This window comes from Streptomyces sp. NPDC021115 (assembly GCF_044333065.1).
In the GTDB taxonomy this organism is placed as follows: Bacteria; Actinomycetota; Actinomycetes; order Streptomycetales; family Streptomycetaceae; genus Streptomyces.
On record NZ_JBIRQF010000001.1, the window covers coordinates 268,319 to 284,244 of the forward strand.

Consider the following 15,926-nt stretch of genomic DNA (forward strand, 5'->3'; position numbering starts at 1 on the left):
CAGCATAATTCGCTCCGCGGGGAACGAATAACGGGTTCCCTGCTTACGCGGCTCGGGCCCGTTCCAGCACGCTACGGACCAGGTCGAGGGCCTGATCGACATCCTTGGCGAGATAGCACAGCTCGACGAAGCAGTGCCCCACGCCCGCCTCCGCCTCCGCCCGCGCGATCGTGGCCACGATGTCGTCGAGCGAGGCGTCGGCGTCGGGGTTGACCCGGAGGATCGCGTCGAAGCGGGCCGGATCCCGCCCCTCCCGTTCGACGGTCTCCCGCAGCCCGGCCAGGTTCCGGGCGAGGCCGGGGATGGGGTCGCTCCCCGCGTACTTCCGCCCGAGGACCGCGATGGGCAGCCAGCCGTCGGCGCGCCGGGCGACCCGGGTGAGGGCGGCGGGGGCGAAGGCGCCCAGGTAGACCGGCGGGTGGGGGCGGGAGGCGGGCTTGAGGTCGATGTGGCTGGCGGGCACGGTCCAGTGGTCGCCGTGGTGCTCGACCGGGTTCCGCGTCCACCAGGCGTTGAGGACGTCCAGGCATTCGTCGAGGCGGCGGCCGCGCTCGGCCATGGGGATGCCCGTCGTCTCGTACTCCTCGGGCGACCAGCCGGTGCCGAGGCCGACCAGCAGCCGTCCGGCGCTCAGCAGGTCGATGCCGGTGAAGGAGCGGGCGAGCAGCGCGGGCGCGTACCAGGGCGCGTTGATGACGTTGGTGCCGAGCTGGACGCGTTCGGTGGCCGCGGCGGCGGTGGCCAGCAGGGCGAACGGGTCGAGGGCGGAGCGGAATTCCGGTGGGATCACGTCCGTACCGGCGTAACCGACCTCGGGGTCGACCGGGGCGAGCAGCCGGTCGCCGACCCACAGGCTGTCCGCGCCGAGCGCTTCCGCCTCGCGTGCGAACCGGGCGACGTGCTGCGGGTGGTGGGCCAGCTCACCGAACTGGGGAAGGGTGAACCCGATGCGCATACGGCGGCTCCTCGTGGTGTGCCTCGTGGTGTGCATGACCTCGTGGTGCCGGTGATCCTCGCCGTTGGTTCAATATTCAGCTACCCGTCGGCGTACGGTTCGCGCCATGATCGACAGCGCGTTCGCAACGTGATCCGCAGCTTGATCCGCGGCTTGATCCGCGGGGGCGGAACCGGGCGCGTGGGCCCGCGCGTTGAGCGTGTGTGAGCGAGAGCGACGGCGGCGTGCGCCGCCCTGTGAGCCGGCGCACCCTGCTGCTCGGCGGTACCGCGGCCGGTCTCGGCGCGGCCGGGATCGCCGGGTATGCCGCGCGGGACAGCCTGAAACACCTGTGGTGGCGGATGCCCGGCGATCAACAGCCGCGCGAGGAGGGCGCCGTCGACCACCCGGGCGCGGACTGGGTGGCGGCCTCCGGCGCCAACTACCGGCGCGCCGACCGGCCGTACGACTACACGGTGGACCGCGTGGTGATCCATGTCGTGCAGGGTTCCTACGAGGACGCGCTGAAGGTCTTCCGCGACCCCGGGCACCGCGCCGCGGCGCACTATGTGGTGCGCCGCGACGGGCATATAGCGCAGACGGTCCGCGAGCTGGACGTGGCGTTCCACGCGGGCAACCGCTCGTACAACGAGCGCAGCATCGGCATCGAGCACGAGGGCTTCGTCACCCGGCCGCAGGACTTCACCGACGCCATGTACCGGTCCTCGGCCCGGCTGACCGCGGCGATCTGCGAGCGCTACGGGATGGGGCGGGACCGCGAGCACATCGTGGCCCACTCGGAGGTGCCGGGCACCGACCACACCGACCCCGGCCGCCACTGGGACTGGGACCGCTATCTGGAGCTGGTGCGGGCGGTGCGGATCACGACGTGAGGGCTGTCGCTCAGGCCGTGCCGAAGACGACGGCGAGCGGGCTGCCCTGGCTGTCGGTGGACGGGCGCCTGGCGGTGTCGTCACCGATGTAGAGCTTGTCGTGGGCGAAGAGCATCCGGGCGTCGCCGTAGGTCTCCATGGACGACTCCACCTTCTTCATGGCGGCGGGGTTCCGCTGGATCTCCTTGATCTCGAAGGTCTTGGGGTCGATGCGCACGACGCCGCCCGCCTCGCTGTACGTGCTGCCCTGGTAGGCGATCAGCGAGCCGTCCTTCTCGGTGCTGATCGGGGTCAGCGACCGGCTCTCGGCCATCTTCGTCCTGCCGGTCTGCTTGCCGGTCTCGAAGTTCACGCCGGTGATCTTCTCGCCGGGGCCGCCGTCGTCCACGTCCACGTCGGAGGAGAGGTAGACGGTGCTGCTCTTCTTGTCGAGGGCCAGGTCCTTGCAGCCCTCCACGTTGACGGCGGGGCAGTCGGGCTGGAAGCCCTTGGCCAGGACGTCGATCGAGTTGACCAGCTTGCCCTGCTTGCCGCTGTCGTCGATGGTCAGGATGTCGGTGACGCCCGAACCGCCGTCGGAGTCACCGGTGTCGGCGGCGACGACGAGCGGCGCGGTGGACAGGATGTGGGCGCGCTCGAACTCCGCGTCGAGCTTGTAGGTCGACAGCACCTTCCGCGTGGTCGGGTCGACGGTCTGGAGCTCCAGCTTCTCGGTGCTGGACTCCGCGCTGCTGCATCCGTACAGCGCGACCAGCTTGCCGTCGCCGCCCGCGTAGCCGTCGTCGTCACAGTCCGCGATGTACTTGGGCTTCCACAGCGGCTTGCCCTCCAGGGACCAGGCACCGCCGCCGCTGGTGCCTCCGGCGGCGATGGTGTTGCCGCTGATCGTGACCTCGTCGAAGTCGACGCCGCCGTTTCCCTCGGTGTCGGTGCCTTCCTTCTGCCAGAGCAGTTTGCCCTTGTTCAGGTCGACCAGGCCGACCTGGGTGCATTCCGCGTCGCCGCCCTTGCCGTCCTTGAACAGCACGGCGGTGCGGCCGTCCTTCGTGGTGTGCGGCGAGGCCCAGCAGATTTCCCCGTCGAGGGCTATCGTCCACTGGGCCTTGGCGCCGTCCGGGGAATATCCGACGATCTTGTCGATATCACCCTTCACGAAATTCTTGCCGGTCACCCACATGCCCATCGCATTGGTGTCCTTGGTGACTTTCGGCATGCTGACCTTGCCCAGCGTCTTCGCCTGTGCGGCCGAGGAGGATGAGCCGCCGTCCTTTCCCTCGTCCTCGCCGCCCCCGCATCCGACAAGGAACACCAAACCGCCCGCCACCAGAGCCGCCATGGCCACGCGGCCCGAACGTTGTGACATCAATGTCTCCCGTTTCCCCGTTTTCCCCGTTTAAGCGGGCCCGTGGACTTTTTCGTGCATGCCGGACCCGTTGACGGGGTAGATCTTGGCCGACCGCTCTTTGCGATTTCAAGCGGAGCCTGATGTTCCGTGGGTTATTTGAAATGGCCGGGAGATTGCCGGGGATTCCTCGGTTAGTATTCGGTCGGCTGGGTCGCGTGGGTCAGCCGAGTTCTGCCGGTCAGCTGAGTCCGGCGCTGCGGGCGCGTTCCACGGTCGGGCCGATCGCGTCCGCCACCGCCTCGATATCGGCCTTGGTCGACGTATGCCCGAGCGAGAAGCGCAGGGTGCCGCGCGCCAGGTCCACATCGGTACCGGTGGCCAGCAGGACATGGCTGGGCTGGGCGACCCCGGCGGTGCAGGCCGAGCCCGTCGAGCACTCGATGCCGCGCGCGTCCAGCAGCAGGAGCAGCGAGTCGCCCTCGCAGCCGGGGAAGGAGAAGTGGGCGTTGGCCGGGAGGCGGCCGGACGGATCGGGGTCGCCGCCGAGGACCGCGTCGGGGACGGCGGTGCGGACGGCGGTGATGAGCGCGTCGCGCAGGGCACCGACCTCGCGCGCGAACTCCTCGCGGTGCTCGGCCGCGTGCGCACCGGCCACGGCGAAGGCGGCGATCGCGGGGACGTCGAGGGTGCCGGAGCGCACCTGACGCTCCTGGCCACCGCCGTGCAGGACGGGTACGGGGGCGTGTTCGCGGCCCAGCAGAAGCGCGCCGATGCCGTACGGGCCGCCGATCTTGTGCGCGCTGACGGTCATGGCGGACAGGCCCGAGGCGGCGAAGTCCACGTCGAGCTGGCCGACCGCCTGGACCGCGTCGGCATGCAGCGGAATGCCGAACTCCGCTGCCACGTCGGCGAGTTCGCGGACCGGCTGGATGGTGCCGATCTCGTTGTTGGCCCACATGACGGTCGCGAGGGCGACGTCGGCGGGGTCGCGAGTGATCGCCTCACGCAGCGCGTCGGGGTGGACGCGCCCGTACGCGTCGACCGGCAGCCACTCGACCCGCGCGCCCTCGTGCTCGGCCAGCCAGTCGACGGCGTCGAGCACGGCGTGGTGCTCCACGGGGCTGGCGAGCACCCGGGTGCGGGCCGGGTCGGCGTCGCGGCGGGACCAGTACAGCCCCTTGACGGCGAGGTTGTCCGCCTCGGTCCCGCCCGAGGTGAAGACGACCTCGCTGGGGCGCGCGCCGAGGCACTCGGCGAGGGATTCGCGGGACTCCTCGACGGTACGGCGGGCCCTGCGGCCCGCGGCGTGCAGCGAGGAGGCGTTGCCGGTGACGGCGAGCTGGGCGGTCATCGCCTGCACCGCCTCCGGGAGCATCGGGGTGGTGGCGGCGTGGTCGAGATAAACCATGGTGGGCTCGATTCTACGAGCCGTGAGGGCGGGGCGTGCCGGGTGTGTGGGCGCGGAGTGCGTGCGGGCCCTTTTTTCTTCGGTAAGGAGTGTCTAGGGTTTTACTCATGACAGATGCTGACTGGGAACTGGATCGCACGTATCGCAGCGCCTCTGGTGAGGTGCGCTGGGGTGTTCTGGGCGCGGTGGACGCTCCGCCGGTGGTGCTGTTGCACGGCACGCCGTTCTCGTCTTATGTCTGGCGGGGCTTCGCGCGGGGGCTCGCCGACCGGTGGCGGGTGTTCGTCTGGGACATGCCGGGGTACGGGGCGTCCGAGAAGCGGGCTGATCAGGACGTCTCGCTGGCCGCGCAGGGGCGGGTCTTCCGTGAGCTGCTCGATCACTGGGGGCTGACCGAACCGACCGTTGTCGCTCATGACTTCGGCGGGTGTGTCGCGCTGCGCGCGCATCTGCTGCACGGTGCGCGCTACCGGCGGCTGGCGCTGGTCGATCCCGTCGCGCTGCCGCCCTTCGGGTCTGCCGCGTATCAGCTCTTCGGTGGCCACCCGGAGGTCTTCGAGCGGCTGCCGCCCGCGCTGCATCGGGCGCTGGTGCGGGAGTACGTCAGCTCGGCCAGCGGGCCGGGGCTGCGGGCGGATGTCCTTGAGCGGCTGGTCGAGCCGTGGTGCGGGGAGGTGGGGCAACCCGCCTTCTATCGGCAGATCGCGCAGAACGATCAGCGGTTCATCGATGAGGTTGCGGGGTTGTATGGGGAGGTTTCGGTGCCTGCGCTCGTTGTGTGGGGCGCGGATGATGCGTGGATTCCGGTCGAGCACGCGCATGAGCTCGCCACTCTGATTCCGGGTGCTCAGCTACGGCTGATTGAAGGGGCGGGGCACTTGGTGCAGGAGGATGCGGGGGCGGAGCTGATGGGGGTGCTGGGTGGGTTTCTCGGTGGCGGGTGAGGTTGCGCCTGCGGCGGGCTGTTCCCCACCCCACCCCGCCCCTTCCCGAACCGGGGCTCCGCCCCGGACCCCGGCGGGGGCTGCGCCCCCAGCCCCCCGCTTCGGGGGCTCCGCCCCCTCACCCCCGCTCCTCAAACGCCGGAGGGGCTGGATTTCGCCCGCGCGGGCCGGATACTCGCGGCACCGCGCTTCGCGAGATCAGCCCCGCATGCGCAGCAGCTTGGCGGCCAGGAGGGCGACGTGGTGGCGCCAGGCGGTGAGGGATCGGGTGCGCTCTTCCTCGGCGTCCTCGGGGCCGGTTTGGGTGAGGATGAGGCGGGCGCCGTGGCCGGTGCCTGCCGCGAGTTCCCAGCGGACCTGGCCTGCGGGGCGGCCGGCGCGTTCCCAGGTGTAGGACAGGGTCCGGGGCGCCTCGGCCTCGGTGATCGGGCCTGCCGGGACGCCGTCCGTGCGGAACCCGAAGGGGACGGGGTCACCGGCGGTGAGACCCGCCGCGCCGGACTGTCCCGCCAGGGCCTGCCACACCGTCTCGGCGGGGCGGACGAGCTGGCGCTCGAAGCGGAGGCGCCAGCCGCCGTCCTCGGTGGTCTCCACCGCGCCCTCGGCCAGCCCGAACGCCTCGATGTAGGACTCGTGCAGCTCGGCCATGTCGCCCGGGGCGGCCTTCTCGCCGTCGAGCAGCGCGGCGAGGGCCGTGATGCAGGCGTGCCAGCCGGAGGCGAAGCTCGCGGCGCCGAAGCGGTCGCCGAAGGTGTGGGTGAGGATCAGCAGGCAGCCCTTCCCGTCGGGGTGCAGCTCCCAGCGGAGCTGGTCGTCGCCCCAGGTGAAGGCGAAGACGCGGGGCGGGTCCAGCTCCGTGACCACGCCCTCCATGTCGGGCGCCTCGCGGCCGGGGAAGACGAAGCCCATCCGGCCCCCGACCTTGAGGTCCACCCGGACCTCGGAGGGGAACCAGTGGGCCAGCTCGGCCGGGTCGGTCAGGGCCTGCCAGACCTTCTCCGGGGGGTGGGCGATGCGGCGCTCCAGGCGCAGGGACGAGCGGCCGCCGCCGGACTCGCTGAGGGTGTCCTTCATGGCTCTTCTCCGTCGAGGTGGCGTTCCAGTGCGTCGAGGCGGTCGGTCCACAGCCGCCGGTACGGGGTGAGCCAGGCGTCGATCTCGGCCAGCGGTTCGGGGCACAGCTCGTACCACCGGCGCTGGGCGTCCCGGCGCACCCGCACCAGCCCGGCTTCGCGCAGCACGCGCAGGTGCTTGGAGGTGCCGGGCTGGGTCAGCCCGAGCTGGTCGGTCAGCTCGCCGACCAGGCGGGGGCGCTCCAGGAGGAGGTCCAGGATCTGCCGTCGGCTCGGCTCCGCGAGCACGTCGAACGGTATGGGCATGACGGTGAATATAGCCTGCCGGGTATATAGCCGGAAGGGGATGTACGTCAGGTCTCTTCCGTGGCCGTGCTGCGCCGGTTCCACGCCCGCGGCGCCCGCCAGCCGTACCGCATCGCCATGAGCCGCACGACGAACGCCACCACGGCGGCGAGCGCGCTGGTAGCGCCGGACAGCGCGTCGAAGTGGATGAGCAGCGCGGCTATGGACGCGCCCACGATGGCGGGGACGGCGTACAGGTCGCGGTCCCAGCGCAGCAGCGACGGCACCTCATGGGCGAGGACGTCGCGCAGCACACCACCGCCGACCGCGGTGGCCATGCCGAGGGTGACGGACGAGGTGAGGCCGAGTCCGTGCTGATGCGCCTTGACGGTGCCCTCGACGCAGAACAGGCCGAGCCCGGCCGCGTCGAAGACGCCGACCGCCCGCGTGATCCGCTCGACCTGCGGGTGCAGGAAGAAGACGATGACGGTGGCGGCGAGCGGGGTGAAGAAGTAGCCGAGGTCGGTGAAGGCGGCGGGCGGCACCGCGCCGATCACCAGGTCCCGGAACACCCCGCCGCCCAGCGCGGTGGCCTCGGCGAGCACCGCCATGCCGAAGACATCGAAGTTCTTGCGCACCGCGAGCAGCGCGCCCGAGATCGCGAAGACGAAGATCCCGACGACCTCGAACGCGTGCTGGACGGACGGGGTGACCAGTTCGATGAGCACCCGACATTGTTAAACGACCGGGCCGCCGCGCCCGCCCCGTCTCAGCTCTCGGTCTTCTTCGTCGCGCTCCGCACCGGTCCGGCGACCTGACCGGGTGCCTGGCCGGGTGCGTTCTCCGGGTGGTGGCAGGCCACCTGGTGGCCGGTGGCGAGCGCCACCAGCGGCGGTTCCTCCCGCTTGCACACCTCGGTCGCCTTCCAGCACCGGGTGTGGAAGCGGCAGCCGGACGGCGGCGAGATCGGCGAGGGCACATCGCCCTTGAGCAGGATCCGCTCGCGCCGGGCGCGCCGCCGGGGGTCCGGCACCGGCACCGCCGAGAGCAGCGCCTTGGTGTACGGGTGCATGGGGCTCTCGTACAGGGCGCGGCGGTCGGCCAGTTCGACGATCTTCCCGAGGTACATCACCGCGATCCGGTCCGAGACGTGCCGGATGACGGACAGGTCGTGGGCGATGATCACGTACGTCAGCCCCAGCTCGTCCTGGAGGTCGTCCAGCAGGTTGACCACCTGGGCCTGGATGGAGACGTCCAGCGCGGAGACCGGCTCGTCTGCCACGACCAGCTTGGGCTTGAGCGCGAGCGCGCGGGCGATGCCGATGCGCTGCCGCTGGCCGCCGGAGAACTCGTGCGGATAGCGGTTGTAGTGCTCGGGGTTGAGGCCGACCAGCGCCAGCAGCCGCTGCACCTCCGCCTTGATGCCGCCCTCCGGGGTGACGCCCTGGAGCCGGAAGGGCGCGCCCACGATCGCGCCGACCGTGTGCCGGGGATTCAGCGAGGAGTACGGGTCCTGGAAGATCATCTGGACGTCGCGGCGCATCGGGCGCATCGCGGCGGTGCCCAGATGCGTGATGTCCTTGCCCTCGAACTCGATCTTCCCCGAGGTGGGTTCGAGCAGCCGGGTGATCAGCCGTCCCATGGTGGACTTGCCGCAGCCCGACTCGCCGACCACGCCCAGGGTCTCCCCCTGGCGCACGTCGAAGTCGAGGCCGTCGACCGCCTGCACCGCGCCGGACTGCCGCTGCAACAGCCCCTTCTTGATGGGGAAGTGCTTGACCAGGCCGGACACCGTGAGCAGCGGCTCGGGCGGGGTGGTCGCCTGCTCCGGGACCGTCATCTTCGGATCCTTCGTGTCCGTCACAGCTTCGGCGCAATCTCTTCGGTCCAGATCCGCGTGCGCTCCTCCTGCGCCATGTGGCAGGCGGAGAAGTGCCCGTCGGCGCCCGGCACCTGGCGCAGCTCCGGCCGCTCGGTGCGGGTGATGTTCTCCCCCGGCACATCGGCGTACGGGCAGCGCGGGTGGAAGGCACAGCCGGACGGCACGTTGATCAGGCTGGGCGGGGAGCCCTTGACCGGGATCAGCCGTTCGGTCTGGTCGCGGTCGATACGGGGCATCGAGCCGAGCAGCCCCCAGGTGTACGGGTGCTGGGGCTCGTAGAAGACCTTCTCGGCGGGGCCGCGCTCGACGCACCGGCCCGCGTACATCACCAGCAGGTCGTCGGCGAGTTCGGCGACCACGCCCAGGTCGTGGGTGATGACGATGACCGCCGACCCGAACTCCTTCTGGAGGTCCCGGATCAGGTCGAGGATCTGCGCCTGGACGGTGACGTCGAGGGCGGTGGTCGGCTCGTCGGCGATCAGCAGCTCGGGGTTGTTGACCAGCGCCATCGCGATCATCGCGCGCTGGCGCATCCCGCCGGAGAACTCGTGCGGATAGCTGTCCACCCGCTTGTCCGGCTGCGGGATGCCGACCCGGTCGAGCATCTCGACCGCGCGCTTGCGGGCGACGTCCTTGGCGACGTCGTGGTGGACCTGGTACGCCTCGGTGATCTGGCGGCCGATCGTGTAGTACGGATGCAGCGCCGACAGCGGGTCCTGGAAGATCATCGACATCTCGCGGCCGCGCAGCTTGCGCACCTCGTCGGGGTCGGCGCCCAGCAGCTCCTGCCCGTTCAGCCAGATCTCCCCGGAGATCCGGGCCTTGCGGCGGCCGTACTGCCCGGCGGTGTGCAGCCCCATGATGCCGAGCGAGGTGACGGACTTGCCGGAGCCGGACTCGCCGACGATGCCGAGGGTCTTGCCCTTCTCCAGCCGGAAGCTGAGCCCGTCCACGGACTTCACCAGACCGTCGTCGGTCGGGAAGTGGACCCGCAGATCGCGCACTTCGAGGAAGGACGTCGGGGCGGGCGAACCGGCCGCGGCCACCTCCCCCACGGCGGTGGTGGCGGGCTCGGCCGACTTGGCGGGCTTGTCGATTTCGGTCATCCGAGCCTCACTCGTGGGTCGATGACGGCGTACAGGAGGTCCACGACGAGGTTGGCGACCACGATGCACAGCGCGGCGATCAGGGTGACGCCCAGGATGAGCGGTAGGTCCTTGTCGCTGATCGCGTTCACCGCGAGGCGCCCGAGCCCTGGCAGGTTGTACGTGCTCTCGGTGAGCACCGCGCCGCCGAGCAGCGCGCCCAGGTCCAGGCCGAGCAGGGTGAGGATCGGGGTCCAGGTGGAACGCATCGCGTGCCGCCCGATGACCGTGCGTTCCCGCAGGCCCTTGGCGCGGGCGGTGCGGATGTAGTCCTCGCCCATGATCTCCAGCATGGTGGCGCGGGTGAGCCGGGCGTACATGGCGGCGTAGAGGAAGGCGAGCGTGATCCACGGCAGGATCAGGCTCTCGAACCACTTGGCGGGGTCGTCGCTGAGCCCCTTGTAGTCCACGTCGACCCACTTCAGCTGGTAACTGAAGATCGCCAGCGAGAGCAGACCGGTGAAGTAGATCGGCAGCGAGACACCGGCGAGCGCGACGGTCATCGCCGACCGGTCCCACAGGGTGCCCCGGCGCAGCGCGGAGACGACGCCGGTGGCGATGCCGCCGACCACCCACAGCAGGCACGCGCCCGCGGCGAGCGACAGGGTGACCGGCATGGCGTCGGTCAGCTGCGGCCACACGGCCTGCTCGGTGCGGAAGGAGTAGCCGAAGCAGGGCCTGGCGCAGTGGGTGACATCGGAGCCGTTGGCGTAGTCGCGGCCCGCGAACAGCCCCTCGACGAAGTGCCAGAACTGCACCAGGAGCGGATCGCTGAGCCCCAGCTTCGTCCTGATGCCCTCGATGGCCGCGGGGTCGGCCTGTTTGCCGACGAAGAGCAGCGCGGGGTCGGAACCGGCCCACTTCGGGATCACGAAGAAGATGGCGAAGGTCGTCAGCGTGACGACCAGCAGCATCATGACGACGGCGAACAAGCGCCGGATGACATAAGCAAGCACTGTGCGCGGCCCGGTGGCGGTTCCGGAACCCCGGGGTTACGGGGTTCCGGAACCGCCACGCGTGGCCATCACCTGCCCTTCGGGCCTATCGGATGAAGCGACGGTGGGGGTGGGGTGGCCGGTGGCCGGCCGTCACTTGACCCCGAGGGACACGTAGTCGTACCGGCCGTTGTAGGCCGAGGACGAGTAGGCGTTGGTCAGCCGCGAGCTGCGCCAGGTGATGTTCTTCTCGTAGAGGAACGGCATCGCGATGGCCAGGTCGGCGACCTTGTGGTTCATGTCGGTGTAGATCTGGCCGGCCTTGGCCGGGTCGGTCTCCTTGAGCGCGTTGTCGAAGTCCTTGTTGATCGCGCTGTCGTTGGTCTCGGAGACGTTGTAGTTACCGGTCTGCTCGATGAAGCGGCCGTCGAACAGCGGGCGGGAGAAGCCCTGGCCGGTCGGGAAGTCGGGGCCCCAGCCGGTCATGTTGAGGCCGTAGTTGCGCTTGTGCATCACGGACGGGGAGCCGGTGATGCCGGCCGACGAGCCGCCCTCGATCTCGTTGATGTCGAGCTTGATGCCGACCTTGCCCAGCGACTCCTGGAGCGTCTCGGCTGCCGCCGTCTCATTGGGCTGGTCGGTGCGGGAGACGATGTTGGCGGAGAAGCCGCTCGGCTTGCCGCACTGCTTCAGCTCGTCCTTGGCCTTGGCCAGATCCGGCTTGCCCTTGCGCTTGATGACGCCGTACGGGTCGTAGTCGTCCGAGCCCTTGACGGTCTTGGGGAGCATGTTGGGCGCGAGGGAACCACCGGCCTGCGGGCCGCCGCGGGTGGTCTGGAGCGCGGTGTAGTCGGCCGCGTAGAAGACCGCCTTGCGGCAGTGGATGTTGTCGAACGGCTTCACCTTGGTGGCGAGGTCGACGTAGCGGACGAAGTTCGTCTCGATGTTGTCGACGTTGTCCTTGTGCTCCTTGAGAGCCGCGGCGCGGCCGGACTGGCCCATGCCGGTGGCGCTGAGGAAGACGTCGTAGTCGCCCTTGATGAGCAGCTTGTCGATGGCTTCCAGGTTGGAGTTGAAGGTGACCGTGACCTGGTCCGGCAGGGCGGCGCGGACCGGGTCGGACGACTTCTTCCACTTGTCGTTGCGCACCAGGGCCAGGCTCTTGCCCGGGGTGTACGACTTGAGCTTGTACGGACCGGAGGAGAACGGCCGGTTGGTGTACTGGGCGCCGGTGTCCTTCTCCTGCTTGACCGGCGAGCCGGTGGGCATCGCGAGCATCTGCTCGAAGTCACCGTTGGGCTCGGCGAGACGGAAGACGATCGTCTTGTCGTTCGGCGTCTCGATCGTCTTCAGCCCGAGCTTGTCCTTGGACTTGTCCTTGTACGGGCCCTTGTACTCACCCTTGGGGTCGAGGACCTGGCGCAGATAGCCGGGACCGCCGGAGACGACGTCCTTGGCCCAGATGCGCTCGATGCCGTACTTGACGTCCTTGGAGGTGATCGGCGAGCCGTCCTCCCAGGTGACCCCGTCGCGCAGGGTGTAGGTGTACGTCTTGCCGTCATCCGTGATCTTGCCGGTGGAGGTGGCCAGGTCGGGAACCAGCTCGTTGGAGGCTTCGCCCGGCTTCGGCGCGTACGTGATGAGTTGACGCGAGTAGAACCGGGCAAAGTCCCAGGCGAAGCCGTAGTACTGGCGCTGCGGGTCGAGCGAGTCGAAGTTCTGCTTGTTGATGAACTTGAGGGTGCCGCCCTTCTTGGCGGACTTGTTGGCGACGCCCTTCGCACCCGCGTTGAATCCGGCACCGGAGGATTTTTCGTCGTCGCCGCCGCCGCACGCCGCGGTGGCCAGCAGGGCGCAGACGACAGCCGTCGCGCCGACGATCCGCCTGCTTCTCGACGAACGTAGGGGTTTCATGGTTCCTGCAACCTCCGGGATAGCGGTACGTGGCATGGCGCGGGGAAAGCTTCGGGGAGCCGCCTGGTGTCCGCGGCCGGGGCGCCTCATCGGGTGCCCTTGGGGTCGAGGGCGTCGCGGACGCCGTCGCCGAACAGGTTGAAGGCCAGCACCGTCACGAAGATCGCCGCACCCGGGATGATCATGAACATGGGATCGTCCTCGTAGGTGCCCACCGCCTTGGAGAGCATCTGGCCCCAGGACGCGGTCGGCGGCTTCACGCCCGCTCCCAGGAAGCTGAGCGCCGCCTCGGTGAGGATGTTGGTGGGGATCATCAGCGTCGCGTAGACGGTGATCGGCGCCACCAGGTTGGGCAGCAGCTCGCGGAAGAGGATGTAGCGGCGGCCGGCGCCGAGGCTGCGCGCGGCCTCCACGTACTCCTTCTCGCGCAGCGACAGCGTCTGGCCGCGCACGATGCGGCCGACGTACGGCCAGCCGAAGAAGCCGATGACGGAGACCAGGACCGCGATGCGCACCCCGCTGCCAGTCAGGCCCAGCAGGTCGTTCGGGAGCACCGAGACCAGGGAGATGATGAACAGCAGCTGCGGGAAGGCCAGCAGCATGTCCATCACCCGGCTGATCACCGAGTCCACCCAGCCACCGAAATATCCGGCGATGATGCCGAAAACGGTGCCGAGGACGACGGCGACCAGGGCCGCGAGGAAGGCCACCAGCAGCGAGATGCGCGCGCCGTAGACGACGCGGCTGAACACGTCGCGGCCGTTGGAGGGCTCGACGCCGAAGAGGAAGTCCGAACTGATGCCGCCCAGGCCGCCCTTGGGGGTGCCGAAGAGCGGGTCGATCTCTTCCTGGTGGAACTCGTTGGGCGGATGGCCCAGCAGACTCACGATCAGCGGCGCGAAGATCGCCACTAGCACGAGAAAGAGGACCACGGCTCCACCCGTAAGCGCCAACTTGTCGCGTTTGAGGCGTCTCCAGGCGATCTGTCGCAGCGATCTTCCCTCGACCGATGCCTTGACCACATTCGCCGCTACATCGGCAGTCGCGACCGGCCCCTCGTCGGTGCTCGTGCCGGGCAATGGTGCCGTCATCGTGGTGGGGACCCCTCTCGACCGGTGGTGACCGGCCCACGACTCGCCGCTGTGGCGGCTTAAGTTCACAAGGTGAGCGAAAGGGGGTGTTATGCAGGAATGCAGGAACCACTCCCCTTGGAGCGGGAGTCTTCATCGCGTTTGTGATCACCCGCCAGTACCCACGGGCAATGGATGCCTAACCGTGATGTGCAGTAAGCGGTTCCGGTATACGGACAGTCGCGACCCGAGAACGCATCAGTAACAACCGCCCCGCCGCAGGCAGTTCGCGGCGGGGCGGTTCAGGGAAATCGGTTCGGTACCGGCTCAGTACGCGTGACGCTGCGGCGGATAGCCGTACCCGTACGACGGGGGCGGCGGCGCGGGCGCCGCGTTGTAGGCGTCGCGGTCGAAGAACGGCCGGGCGTTGACCCGCATCCACATCGCCACCGGGTCGTGCTCGTCCGACAGCTCGACCGTGGAGACCGGCAGCCCCTCCGGCACCACGCCCACCGACTGCTGCATCATCAGCCGCACCGACTCCACGGCCTGCTGGCCGTTGTCGTACAGATCGAGCCCGATGGCCAGGTACGGGGCGCCCAGTGCGGGCTGCACCCAGGCCCGGCGCAGCGACCGCACGGCGGCGGTGCGGTGCGCGTTCTGCCCCAACAGGGCGTAGAACTGCGGGATTTCGATCGCGGGCTCGGTCACCCGCAGCGGACCGGCGGGCAGCCGGTCGAGGCCGCCCGCGATCCGCCGCAGGTCGAGCCAGGGGATGCCGACCCCGCCGCCGGGGGCGTGCGGGTTGAGCCACAGACCGTAGTGGTCGCGGTAGAGCGAGTCGGCGATCCGGCGCGCGTCGACGACCTCGTGCGCGCGATCCCAGCCGCTGGCGGCGAGTTCCTGGGCGGAGGTCACGCACGGTGCGTAGCCGTGGCCGCCCATGTCCATGTTGCCGTACTGGGCGTCGGGGTCGCCGGGCGCGCCGTGCCACAGCAACATCCAGACCTGACCCCCGGCGAGGGCGTGCAGCAGCGCCTCGTAGGCGTCGTACCGGCCGGGAGCGACCTGCTGAAGCATTCGCTCGACCTGACCGGCAGCCGCCCCCCAATCCGCGCCCGCGCTCACCTGGGTCCGCCCCTCTCTCGGCCTTGCCCGTATCTCACCGGGACGCGCGCCGCCCCGTCTGGTCATCCAACCAGCTTACGGGCCCGCATGGCCGTCCCCGGAGTGCGTCACAGGTCACGGTCGTAGAACGGCCGTACGCGCTCCAGCATCCAGGTGGCCACGGGGTCACCCTGCGCGACGTCCAGTGCGACGAGCTGTACCGTCCACGGGACCGGTACGGTGCCCAGCGCCCGGCCGAGCGCCTCCACCGCGAGCGCCTGCCCGTCGGGGCCCGGCGCGTCCAGCTGGACCCCGACGAAGAGCGCAGGCTGATCACCCTCGACGCTGGCCAGCGCGCGACGCGCGGTGCGTACCCCGGGCTCCCTCCCGAACTCGATCCCGGCCGCGGCCAGGAAGTCGACGGGCTCCTCCTGCCAGTCCGGCTCGAACAGCCGCACCCGGCCCCCGCGCGCGGGGCCGTCCAGCTCGCTGCGCCCGGCCTTGCACAGCTCCTCGACCGCGGCCGGCGGCAGCGGGACGCCGACCGGCCCGTCCGGGTTCACCGCGATGCCGAGCTGCGGCGGCAGCCCGCGGGCGAACTCGACGGCCGGGGCGACGGTGAACGACATATGGCCGCCGACGATCTGGAGGAACTGCTGCTCGGAGCTGAAGACCGGGACGTACGCCTGGCCCTCGATCTCCAGGGTGGGCAGGTCGAGGCTGCGGCTGTCGGGGCCGCCGCCGCTCGGCAGCGGGATCCAGACATGACTTCGGGCGAGCGTCTCCACGATCCGCGCTCCGGCGCCCGGGACCCCGATCGAGGCGGCCAGCACCTCTTCCAGCTCATTGCCGGGGAACGCGGGATAAGCGCCGTCGGGAAATCCTCCGTGAGCGGGGGTTATGCCCTGGTGCTCCGGGATACTCATCTTCGTCCAACCGCCATCTCGTCCGACCTGCACCAGCACCTTAACGGCTGCGCGGCGGAAGGCCA

General features: G+C 69.9%; 15 protein-coding genes. 2 read left to right on the plus strand and 13 right to left on the minus strand.

Features of this window, described 5'->3' with window-relative positions; genetic code table 11:
* Nucleotides 1-43: 43 nt before the first annotated feature.
* Entirely contained in the window at nucleotides 44-955 is a 912-nt protein-coding gene (locus ACH4TL_RS01200) for a TIGR03619 family F420-dependent LLM class oxidoreductase (RefSeq protein WP_398322233.1), read from the minus strand.
* Between the two features lie 203 nt (nucleotides 956-1,158).
* On the opposite strand from ACH4TL_RS01200, the gene ACH4TL_RS01205 reads away from it, so the two are divergent.
* Entirely contained in the window at nucleotides 1,159-1,827 is a 669-nt protein-coding gene (locus ACH4TL_RS01205) for an N-acetylmuramoyl-L-alanine amidase (protein ID WP_398322230.1), read from the plus strand.
* 10 nt (nucleotides 1,828-1,837) lie between these two features.
* On the opposite strand, the gene ACH4TL_RS01210 is transcribed toward ACH4TL_RS01205, so the two are convergent.
* Nucleotides 1,838-3,190: a hypothetical protein gene (locus ACH4TL_RS01210; protein WP_398322227.1), complete on the minus strand. Its 1,353-nt coding sequence runs from the start codon at nucleotides 3,188-3,190 to the stop codon at nucleotides 1,838-1,840.
* Nucleotides 3,191-3,410: 220 nt separating this feature from the next.
* Nucleotides 3,411-4,580 (minus strand): cysteine desulfurase family protein, encoded by a 1,170-nt coding sequence (locus tag ACH4TL_RS01215; RefSeq protein WP_398322224.1) that lies wholly within the window; start codon nucleotides 4,578-4,580, stop codon nucleotides 3,411-3,413.
* Between the two features lie 107 nt (nucleotides 4,581-4,687).
* Between ACH4TL_RS01215 and ACH4TL_RS01220 the strand changes: the two genes are divergently transcribed.
* On the plus strand, nucleotides 4,688-5,524 hold the full coding sequence (locus ACH4TL_RS01220; RefSeq protein WP_398322221.1) for an alpha/beta fold hydrolase: 837 nt from the start codon (nucleotides 4,688-4,690) through the stop codon (nucleotides 5,522-5,524).
* A 198-nt stretch (nucleotides 5,525-5,722) separates the two neighbouring features.
* Here ACH4TL_RS01220 and ACH4TL_RS01225 read toward each other — a convergent pair whose 3' ends face one another.
* The 10 genes from ACH4TL_RS01225 to ACH4TL_RS01270 form a co-directional block, all read right to left on the minus strand.
* The gene (locus ACH4TL_RS01225; RefSeq protein ID WP_398322218.1) at nucleotides 5,723-6,598 is read right to left on the minus strand and encodes an SRPBCC family protein; all 876 of its coding nucleotides are present in this window, start codon (nucleotides 6,596-6,598) and stop codon (nucleotides 5,723-5,725) included.
* The gene (locus ACH4TL_RS01230; protein WP_398322215.1) at nucleotides 6,595-6,903 is read right to left on the minus strand and encodes an ArsR/SmtB family transcription factor; all 309 of its coding nucleotides are present in this window, start codon (nucleotides 6,901-6,903) and stop codon (nucleotides 6,595-6,597) included. The genes ACH4TL_RS01225 and ACH4TL_RS01230 overlap by 4 nt, the downstream gene beginning before the upstream one ends.
* Nucleotides 6,904-6,950: 47 nt before the next feature.
* Entirely contained in the window at nucleotides 6,951-7,610 is a 660-nt protein-coding gene (locus ACH4TL_RS01235; protein WP_398322212.1) for a trimeric intracellular cation channel family protein, read from the minus strand.
* A gap of 41 nt (nucleotides 7,611-7,651) precedes the next feature.
* A complete protein-coding gene (locus ACH4TL_RS01240; RefSeq protein ID WP_398322209.1) occupies nucleotides 7,652-8,722 on the minus strand; it encodes an ABC transporter ATP-binding protein in 1,071 nt (356 codons plus the stop codon).
* Between the two features lie 20 nt (nucleotides 8,723-8,742).
* On the minus strand, nucleotides 8,743-9,870 hold the full coding sequence (locus tag ACH4TL_RS01245) for an ABC transporter ATP-binding protein (RefSeq protein WP_398322206.1): 1,128 nt from the start codon (nucleotides 9,868-9,870) through the stop codon (nucleotides 8,743-8,745).
* The gene (locus ACH4TL_RS01250; protein WP_398322203.1) at nucleotides 9,867-10,865 is read right to left on the minus strand and encodes an ABC transporter permease; all 999 of its coding nucleotides are present in this window, start codon (nucleotides 10,863-10,865) and stop codon (nucleotides 9,867-9,869) included. The genes ACH4TL_RS01245 and ACH4TL_RS01250 overlap by 4 nt, the downstream gene beginning before the upstream one ends.
* A gap of 132 nt (nucleotides 10,866-10,997) precedes the next feature.
* On the minus strand, nucleotides 10,998-12,758 hold the full coding sequence (locus ACH4TL_RS01255; protein ID WP_398322200.1) for an ABC transporter substrate-binding protein: 1,761 nt from the start codon (nucleotides 12,756-12,758) through the stop codon (nucleotides 10,998-11,000).
* An 86-nt stretch (nucleotides 12,759-12,844) separates the two neighbouring features.
* Nucleotides 12,845-13,849: an ABC transporter permease gene (locus ACH4TL_RS01260; protein WP_398322197.1), complete on the minus strand. Its 1,005-nt coding sequence runs from the start codon at nucleotides 13,847-13,849 to the stop codon at nucleotides 12,845-12,847.
* A gap of 306 nt (nucleotides 13,850-14,155) precedes the next feature.
* Nucleotides 14,156-14,908 carry an enhanced serine sensitivity protein SseB C-terminal domain-containing protein gene (locus ACH4TL_RS01265; RefSeq protein WP_398322194.1) on the minus strand — a complete coding sequence of 251 codons (753 nt, stop codon included), beginning with the start codon at nucleotides 14,906-14,908 and terminating at the stop codon, nucleotides 14,156-14,158.
* A gap of 155 nt (nucleotides 14,909-15,063) precedes the next feature.
* Nucleotides 15,064-15,861, minus strand: coding sequence for an enhanced serine sensitivity protein SseB (locus ACH4TL_RS01270; protein WP_398322191.1), 798 nt, complete (start codon nucleotides 15,859-15,861; stop codon nucleotides 15,064-15,066).
* Nucleotides 15,862-15,926 lie beyond the last annotated feature (65 nt).